Origin of the sequence: uncultured Flavonifractor sp., assembly GCF_944383115.1 — a bacterium.
Classification (GTDB): Bacteria; Bacillota; Clostridia; order Oscillospirales; family Oscillospiraceae; genus Flavonifractor.
On the sequence record NZ_CALWOJ010000083.1, the window covers coordinates 1 to 8885 of the forward strand.

10 protein-coding genes are annotated in these 8885 nt (G+C 61.1%); 9 read left to right on the top strand and 1 reads right to left on the bottom strand.

The genetic code is table 11. From position 1 onward, the window contains the following. The first annotated feature begins 14 nt into the window (after positions 1 to 14). The 9 genes from argJ (at position 15) to Q0K43_RS08815 (ending at position 8435) form a co-directional block, all read left to right on the top strand. On the top strand, positions 15 to 1277 hold the full coding sequence (gene argJ, locus Q0K43_RS08775) for a bifunctional glutamate N-acetyltransferase/amino-acid acetyltransferase ArgJ (protein ID WP_297290174.1): 1263 nt from the start codon (positions 15 to 17) through the stop codon (positions 1275 to 1277). Positions 1278 to 1303: 26 nt separating this feature from the next. Beyond that, on the top strand, positions 1304 to 2158 hold the full coding sequence (argB, locus tag Q0K43_RS08780; RefSeq protein WP_297290175.1) for an acetylglutamate kinase: 855 nt from the start codon (positions 1304 to 1306) through the stop codon (positions 2156 to 2158). A 9-nt stretch (positions 2159 to 2167) separates the two neighbouring features. Beyond that, the gene (locus Q0K43_RS08785) at positions 2168 to 3346 is read left to right on the top strand and encodes an aspartate aminotransferase family protein (RefSeq protein WP_297290180.1); all 1179 of its coding nucleotides are present in this window, start codon (positions 2168 to 2170) and stop codon (positions 3344 to 3346) included. A gap of 28 nt (positions 3347 to 3374) precedes the next feature. Continuing rightward, entirely contained in the window at positions 3375 to 4295 is a 921-nt protein-coding gene (gene argF / locus Q0K43_RS08790) for an ornithine carbamoyltransferase (RefSeq protein ID WP_297290176.1), read from the top strand. A 227-nt stretch (positions 4296 to 4522) separates the two neighbouring features. Further along, the gene (locus Q0K43_RS08795) at positions 4523 to 4735 is read left to right on the top strand and encodes a cold-shock protein (RefSeq protein ID WP_009259878.1); all 213 of its coding nucleotides are present in this window, start codon (positions 4523 to 4525) and stop codon (positions 4733 to 4735) included. Positions 4736 to 4931: 196 nt separating this feature from the next. Then, positions 4932 to 6602, top strand: a complete 1671-nt coding sequence (locus Q0K43_RS08800) for a formate--tetrahydrofolate ligase (protein WP_297290177.1) — start codon at positions 4932 to 4934, stop codon at positions 6600 to 6602. A 38-nt stretch (positions 6603 to 6640) separates the two neighbouring features. Then, positions 6641 to 7273 (top strand): cyclodeaminase/cyclohydrolase family protein, encoded by a 633-nt coding sequence (locus Q0K43_RS08805; protein WP_297290181.1) that lies wholly within the window; start codon positions 6641 to 6643, stop codon positions 7271 to 7273. Further along, positions 7273 to 8121, top strand: a complete 849-nt coding sequence (locus Q0K43_RS08810; RefSeq protein ID WP_297290178.1) for a bifunctional 5,10-methylenetetrahydrofolate dehydrogenase/5,10-methenyltetrahydrofolate cyclohydrolase — start codon at positions 7273 to 7275, stop codon at positions 8119 to 8121. Before Q0K43_RS08805 ends, Q0K43_RS08810 begins: the two co-directional genes overlap by 1 nt. 164 nt (positions 8122 to 8285) lie before the next feature. Further along, positions 8286 to 8435 (top strand): hypothetical protein, encoded by a 150-nt coding sequence (locus Q0K43_RS08815; protein WP_297290182.1) that lies wholly within the window; start codon positions 8286 to 8288, stop codon positions 8433 to 8435. Between the two features lie 57 nt (positions 8436 to 8492). On the opposite strand, the gene Q0K43_RS08820 is transcribed toward Q0K43_RS08815, so the two are convergent. Next, positions 8493 to 8885 (bottom strand): transglutaminase domain-containing protein (locus tag Q0K43_RS08820; protein ID WP_297290179.1); only part of this gene is annotated, 393 nt, incomplete at its 5' end.

Genomic DNA, 8885 nt, shown 5'->3' on the forward strand with positions numbered 1-8885 from the left:
GAGGAGTGAACGATATGAAACAGATCCCCGGCGGCGTGACCGCCCCCAAGGGTTTTACCGCGTCCGGCGTCCACTGCGGTGTGAAGAAGGGCAAGGGGGACGGCAATCAGCCTCCCATGAGCAAGATGCCCGAGGTGCTGGAGGGCAAGAAGGACCTGGCCCTCATCGTGTCCGAGCAGCCCTGTGTGGCGGCGGCGGTGTACACCATGAATCGGGTAAAAGCTGCGCCTTTGTATGTCACTATGGATCACCTGGAAAACGGCGAGGCACAGGCCATCGTGGCCAACTCCGGCAATGCCAATGCCTGCGCCCCCAACAGCCATGAGCATGCCGAGACCATGTGCCAGCTGGCCGCCCAGGCCACCGGCCTGAAAGCCTCCGACTTCGTGGTGGCCTCCACCGGCGTCATCGGCCAGGAGCTGAACATCGACGCCATCGCCAAGGGCCTGCCGGAGGCCGCCGCCGCCCTGTCCAAGAACGGCTCGGACGACGCGGCCAACGCCATCATGACCACCGACACCGTGAAGAAGGAGCTGTCGGTGACCTGCTCCATTGGCGGCAAGACGGTGACCATAGGCGCCATTGCCAAGGGCTCGGGCATGATCCACCCCAATATGGGTACCATGCTGTGCTTTGTTACCACTGACTGCGCCATCACCCATGAGATGCTCACCGAGGCCCTCCATGAGATTGTCCCCCGCACCTTCAACCGTGTGACGGTGGACGGGGACACCTCCACCAACGACATGTGCGTGGTGCTGGCCAACGGCATGGCAGGCAATGAGCTGGTGGAGTGGAAGGACGACAACTATACTGTCTTTTATAAGACCCTCTACTATGTGTTTGAGCAGCTGGCCCGGAACATTGCCGCCGACGGTGAGGGCGCCAGTAAGCTCATCACCTGCACCGTGCAGAGCGCCCGCAGCGAGGAGAGCGCCGAGCGCCTGGCCAAGGCTGTGGTGGGCTCCTCCCTGGTGAAGGCCGCCATGTTCGGCTCCGATGCCAACTGGGGCCGGGTGCTGTGCGCCATGGGCTACTCCAAGGCCCCCTTCCGTCCCGAGTTTGTGGACGTGAAATTCTCCTCCGCCGTGGGGGAGATCCTGGTGTGTGAGAAGGGCGCCGGGGTGGACTTCGACGAGGAGGCCGCCAAGAGCATCCTGTCCCAGGACGAGGTGGTGATCCATGTGGACCTCCATGAGGGGGAGCATGAGGCCACTTGCTGGGGCTGCGATCTGACCTACGACTACGTCAAGATCAACGGCGACTATCGCACCTGATCAAAGGCAATATGGAGGCGATTCCCATGTCATTCAGCGAGGTGGATCGGGCCAAGGTACTGGCTGAGGCCCTGCCCTACATTCAAAAATACTACGGCAAAACCGTGGTGGTGAAATACGGCGGCAATGCCATGATCTCCGACGAACTGCGCCAGGCCGTCATCTCCGATATCATCCTGCTGCGGCTGGTAGGCGTCAACGTGGTGGTGGTCCACGGCGGCGGGCCGGAGATCACCGAGATGCTGGACAAGATCGGCAAAGAGTCCAAATTTGTGGACGGCCTGCGCTATACCGATGAGGAGACCATGGAAGTGGTCCAGCAGGTGCTGTGCGGCAAGGTGAACAAGAATTTGGTGGCCACCCTGAACCGGATGGGCGGCCGGGCCATCGGCCTGTGCGGCATGGACGCCGGCCTGTTCCAGGCCCAAAAGCTGGACGAGAAGTACGGCCTGGTGGGCGAGATCACCGCCGTAGATCCCCAGGCGGTGGTGGACTGCCTGAGCGACGGCTATATCCCGGTGGTATCCACCGTGGCCCAGGGCATCGACGGAGAGAACGCCTACAACATCAACGCCGACACCGCTGCCGCTAAGCTTGCTACCGCCCTGAAGGCGGAGAAGCTGATCCTGCTCACCGATGTACGGGGCCTGATGATGGACCCCAAAAACGACAACACCCTGCTGCCGTTGGTGCGGCTGTCCCAGGTGCCCGGCCTGGTGCAGGACGGCGTCATCAAGGGCGGCATGATCCCCAAGGTGGAGTGCTGCGTGGAGGCGGTGCGCTCCGGTGTGGAGAACGCCGTCATTTTGGACGGGCGCATTCCCCACTCCATCCTGATCGAGCTGCTGTCCGACGAGGGCATCGGAACCATGCTACTGTGAGGTGATATGATGGACCATAAGGAATTGGTGGAACTGGATCACCAGTATATGATGCAGACCTACGGCCGGTTTGATGTAGACATTGACCACGGCCAGGGGGCCACCCTGTACGACCTGGACGGGAAGGAGTACATCGACTTCTCCTCCGGGATCGGGGTCAACTCCATTGGCTACGCCAACCCCAAGTGGGTGCAGGCCATCACCGATCAGGCCGGGAAGCTGGGCCACATCTCCAACCTGTTTTACTCCCAGCCTTATGCAAAATTGGCGGAAAAGCTGTGCCGGCGCTCCGGTATGGCGGCGGCCTTCTTCGGCAACTCGGGTGCTGAGGCCAACGAGGGCATGATCAAGCTGGCCCGGAAATATTCTTTTGATAAGTACGGCAAGGGACGGGGTACCATTATCACCCTGAAAAACTCCTTCCACGGCAGGACCCTTACCACCCTGACCGCCACCGGCCAGGATGTGTTCCACAATTATTTTTTCCCCTTTGCCGATGGGTTCCGGTATGCCCAGGCGGGCAGCGTGGACGCCATTCAGGAGGTGGCGGGCCACGACGTATGCGCCGTCATGCTGGAGCTGGTGCAGGGGGAGGGGGGCGTACTCCCCATGGACCCGGAGTACGTCCATGATCTGGCGGTGCTGTGTGCCGAGCGGGACTGGCTGCTGCTGGTAGACGAGGTGCAGACCGGCGTGGGCCGCACTGGCACCCTGTTTGCCTTCCAGCAGTACGGTATCATTCCCGACGCGGTGTCCTTCGCCAAGGGCATTGCCGGTGGCCTGCCTATGGGTGGCTTTTTGGCCAATGAACGCTGCCGGGATGTGTTGGGTCCGGGTACCCACGCTGCCACTTTCGGCGGCAACCCCATCTGTGCCGCCGCTGCCCAGGTGGTGCTGGACACCCTGGACGAGGACGCCCTGGCCCAGGTGAAGGAGAAGGGCCACTACATCCGCACCCGCATTGAGCATATGGGCCTGTCCAGCCTGGGCCAGACCCGTGGCCTGGGTATGATGATCGGTGTTGAAGTCAAGGGCGAGGAGAGCAACAAAGTGCTGGCTGCCCGACTCATCCGCAACGGCCTGCTGGTGTTGACGGCAGGGTCGGCCCTGCGGCTGCTGCCTCCTTTGACCATCTCCATGCAGGAGATCGACAAGGGACTTGCCATTATGAAGGAGACCCTGCTCTGAGCGCAGGAGAACAGACGAGGTGAATACAATGAAAAAAGACCTGCTCAAGCTACTGGACCTGACCAAGGCCGATATTGTGAAGATTCTGGATACTGCCGACCAGATGAAATACAACCAGAAGCATGGCCTGACCCACCACTATCTGGAGGGCAAGACCCTGGCCATGATCTTTGAGAAAAACTCCACCCGTACCCGGGTGTCCTTTGAGACCGGTATGTTCCAGCTGGGTGGCCACGCCCTCTTCCTCTCCGGCAAGGAGAGCCAGATCGGCCGGGGCGAGCCCATTGAGGACACCGCCCGGGTGCTGAGCCGCTACTGTGACGGTATCATGATCCGCACGTTCGGCCAGGTCGAGGTGGAGACCCTGGCCCGGTATGCGTCCATCCCCGTGATTAACGGCCTCACCGACTTTGCCCATCCCTGCCAGGTGCTGGCCGATCTCATGACCATCCGGGAACACAAGTCCCGGCTGGAGGGCCTGAAGCTGTGCTACATCGGCGACGGCAATAACATGGCCAACTCCCTCATTGTGGGCGGCCTGAAGGTGGGCATGGAGGTGTCCGTGGCCTGCCCCGAGGGCTATGATCCCGATCCCCAGGTGCTGGAATTTGCCCAGAACTGCGGCGGCAAGTTCACCCTGTGCCGGAACCCCAAGGAGGCGGCTGCCGGAGCCGACGCCCTGTTCACCGACGTGTGGGCCTCCATGGGCCAGGAGGGCGAGGCCCAGAAGCGCCGGGCTGTCTTTGAGGGCATCTACCAGATCAATGACGAGCTGATGGCAGTGACCAACCCCGGCTGCATGGTGCAGCACTGCCTGCCTGCCCACCGGGGCGAGGAGATCACCGCTGAGGTCTTTGAGGCCCACGCCGGTGAGATTTTTGACGAGGCGGAGAACCGCCTCCATGCCCAGAAGGCGGTCATGTACCTGCTGATGAACGACGACCATTGAGTACGCGCCCCGGGAGGCTTTCAGCCTTCCGGGGCGGTTTGATTCTTTTCACAAAGCCATACGGATTTTTCTTGACGGATGCCGGGTTCGGTGTTATAGTATCTAGGTAGTCTAAATGTACGGCCTGAACTCACATTTTTGTAGTCATCGTCGGTTCTTCAGACGATGCCAAGAATGTGAGTTTTCTTGTCATTTAGCGCGAAATTTTTTTCAGGAGGTACCATAACATGTATCACGGTACTGTCAAGTGGTTCAATGAGACCAAGGGCTTCGGCTTCATCTCCAACGACGAGGGCGGCGACGACGTGTTCGTTCACTTCTCTGCCATCGTGTGCGACGGCTTCAAGACCCTCCAGGAGGGTCAGAAGGTGACCTACGATGTGGAGCCCGATCCCAAGAACGCTGACAAGCTGCGCGCTGTCAACGTGGTGGCCGCTTGATCGAAACGATATAAGCCGCAAAAAGCAGACCGACGTATGACGTCGGTCTGCTTTTTTGCTTTCCGTTGACAAGCGGAGCAAAGGATGGTACATTTTAAATGAAAATCCAACTCAACAGGATAGAACGCCGGTTTGCCAGCATGGCTGAGCCGGCGCATTTTCGTTGAAAAGCGGAAGGATGAAGGAGTGAAGGATGATGAAATCGGATATTGAGATCGCCCAGGCCTGTACCATGCGTCCCATCCGTGAGGTGGCGGAGCTGGCAGGTGTGGACGAGGACTATCTGGAGTACTACGGCAAGTACAAGGCCAAGATCGACCTGAAGCTGCTGGCCGACCGGGAAGGCAGGCCCGACGGCAAGCTGGTGCTGGTCACCGCCATCAATCCCACCCCGGCCGGGGAGGGTAAGACCACCACCACCGTAGGTCTGGCCGACGGGATGCGCCGGCTGGGCAAGAATACGGTCGTTGCCCTGCGGGAGCCCTCTCTGGGCCCCGTGTTCGGCGTCAAGGGCGGCGCTGCCGGCGGCGGCTATGCCCAGGTGGTGCCTATGGAAGACATCAACCTGCACTTTACCGGCGACTTCCACGCCATCGGCGCGGCCAATAACCTGCTGGCCGCCATGCTGGACAACCACATCCAGCAGGGCAACGAACTGGATATCGACGTCAAGCGCATCACCTGGAAGCGCTGCGTGGACATGAACGACCGGCAGCTGCGCAACATCGTGTGCGGCCTGGGCGGCCGGATGCAGGGCGTGCCCCGTGAGGACGGTTTTGATATCACCGTGGCCTCTGAGATCATGGCGGTGCTGTGCCTGGCCACCGGACTCATGGACCTGAAGGACCGGCTGGGCCGCATGGTGGTGGGCTACTCCCGCTCCGGCGCCCCCATTACCGCCCACGACCTGAAGGCGGAGGGCGCGATGGCCGCCCTGCTGAAGGATGCCATCAAGCCCAACCTGGTCCAGACCCTGGAGGGTACCCCGGCCTTCATCCACGGCGGTCCCTTTGCTAATATCGCCCACGGCTGCAATTCCGTCATGGCCACCCGGATGGCCCTCAAGATGGGGGACTACGCCATCACCGAGGCCGGCTTCGGCGCCGACCTGGGCGCGGAGAAGTTCCTGGACATCAAGTGCCGCCTGGCAGGATTGAAGCCCTCCGCCGTGGTGGTAGTGGCCACCGTCCGCGCTCTGAAGCACCACGGCGGCGTGGCCAAGGCCGACCTGAACCAGGAAAATCTGGAGGCATTGGAGCGCGGCCTGCCCAACCTGCTGCGCCATGTGGAGAACATCACCACCGTGTACGGCCTGCCCTGCGTGGTGGCCATCAACCGGTTCCCCACCGATACCGAGGCCGAGTTGAAACTGGTGGAGGACAAGTGTAAGGCTCTGGGCGTCAATGTGGCCCTCAGCGAGGTGTGGGCCAAGGGCGGCGAGGGCGGCATGGCCCTGGCCAAGGAGGTCATCCGCCTGTGTGAAGAGCCCAATCATTTCTCCTTTGCCTATGAGCTGGATCAGCCCATCGAGGCCAAACTGGCCGATATCGTGAAGAAGGTATACCACGGCGACGGCGTGGTTCTCACCCCCGCCGCCAAGAAGCAGGCGGCGGAGCTTACCGACCTGGGCTTCGGCGGCCTGCCCATCTGTATGGCCAAGACCCAGTACTCCTTCTCTGACAATCAGAATCTGCTGGGGGCGCCGGAGGGCTTTACCGTCACGGTGCGCAATATTAAAGTGTCCGCCGGCGCCGGATTCCTGGTGGCCCTCACCGGCGACATCATGACCATGCCGGGATTGCCGAAAGTACCGGCAGCGGAAAAGGTGGACGTAGACGAGAACGGCAAAATATCCGGCTTGTTCTGAAACTGAAGCGGGCGGCCTAAGGCCGCCCGCTTGTGGAAATGGAGGGAATTACCATAGAGACTGCAAATCAGACCTGTGGGGCTTTTCTGGATGCCCTTGCCTCCAAAGCGCCTGTCCCCGGCGGCGGCGGCGCCTCCGCCCTGGTGGGTGCGTTGGGGGCCGCCCTTTGTACAATGGTAGGCAACTACACGGTTGGGAAGAAGAAATATGCAGCAGTAGAGGCGGATGTAAAGGCGCTGATGGACAAGGCGGAGGATATCCGGGCCAGGCTGCTGGCCCTGGTGGACGCCGACGCCGCTGCTTTTGAACCGCTTTCCAAAGCCTATGCTATCCCCAAAGATGACCCCGGCCGGGGGGAGATCATGGAACGCTGTCTCCGGGACGCTGCCGCCACCCCTATGGCGATTCTGAAGTTGAGCTGTGAAGCGATTGACCTTCACAGCGAAATGCTGGAGAAGGGCAGCGTGATGATGCTGTCCGATGTGGGAACCGGAGTGGTGTTCTGCTGGAGCGCCCTGTACGGCGCGGCGCTCAATGTAAAGGTGAACACCAAGAGCATGGCGGACCGGGCCTATGCCCAGGCGATGAACAACGAGGTGGACGCTCTGGTGGAACGGTACTGGAAGATCGCCGAGCAAGTGTATGAAGCCGTGCTGGGGAGGTTTGCCTGATGGCGGAGTATTGGAAGGGAGCCCCGGTGGCCCAGGCCATGACGGAACGGTTGGCTGTCCGGGCCGACCAACTGAAGGGGTTGGGCATCGTCCCTACCCTGGCTATTGTGCGGGTAGGGGAGCGACCGGAGGATCTGTCCTACGAGCGCGGAGCCGTAAAGCGGTGCGAAAAGGTAGGTATTCGTGTCAAGCAGTTTACCTTGCCTAAGGAATCCAGTCATGGGGATCTGCTGGCAGTGATCCAACAGATCAACGCAGATCGGGAGATCCACGGCTGTCTGCTGTTCCGGCCCCTGCCTCCCCAGATGGACGAGGCGGCCATCTGCGCCGCTCTGGACCCGGCCAAGGATGTGGACGGCATCACGGCGGGATCTTTGGCCGGCGTATTTACCGGCAGCGGCGTGGGCTATCCGCCCTGTACTGCCCAGGCCTGTATGGAGATCCTGGATTACTATGGCTGTGACCTCGCTGGTAAGCGGGCGGTGGTGGTGGGGCGCAGCCTGGTGGTGGGTAAGCCTCTGGCCATGCTGCTGCTGGGAAAGAACGCCACCGTTACGCTGTGTCATACCCGCACTGCCGATCTGGCCTCCGAGTGCCGTCGGGCGGAGGTACTCATTGCCGCCGCCGGCCACGCCAAGATGATTGGACGGGACCACCTGGCCCCCGGCCAGCTGGTGCTGGATGTGGGCATCAACGTGGATCAGGAGGGCAATCTGGTAGGGGATGTTGACTTTGCCGCGGCGGAGGAGCTTGCCGCGGCGGTAACGCCGGTGCCCGGCGGCGTGGGAGCGGTTACTACCTCGGTGTTGGCAGACCATGTGATCCAAGCGGCCTATGATATGAGATAGAAAAAATGAACTGCTGCCCGGCAGCAGTTCATTTTTTATCCAAAAGGAAGCGCCCAATAAGCACCACCTACGGGGTGCGGCATAGTATGGAATGAGACCGGGCCGGACAGCGGGAAGCTCCGCCGCCAGCTCCAGGTTTCTAAATTAAACCGGGAGGTACTTCTATGATGGGGTGCAATAATGGTTGTGGCTGTGGCTTTGGTGGCGGTAGCTGCCTGTGGATCATTCTGATCATTATCCTGCTGTGCTGCTGCTGCGGCGGCGCCGGGAACGGCTATAGCAACAACTGCGGCTGCGGAAACGGCTGCTGCTAAGTGCATAGGTAAGGAGCCCGGAGAACGTCCCATGACGTTCTCCGGGCTCCTTTTTGGTCAGCGGCGGTTGGATGGCCGCAAAGCCCGCCAAGTCCAGTAGGTACCCTCCGCCTCCTGGACAGTATCGTAGTCCCACTGGTGGTCGGTTTGCCGGAGGAAGTCGCTGGTCACATTAAAATAGGTGTGGTGGGCCCCCTCGTTGGCGGCGGGCACGTCCACATAGCCACCCAGCGGATCATCCCAGGTGGTATCCACGGCATACCAGTCGCCATCCAGCTGTACCAGATTCCAGGCGTGGTCCTCCCGGGAGCCGCTGGAGGCCCCAATTACTGTGATGCAGGGAATGTCCAGCAGATCCATAAATAGCTGGAAGGTGTTGGCGTACCCCATGCAGATGGCCTGCCCCTCCACCAGCAGCCCATAGGGATGGCTGCGGTTGGGGGAGGAATG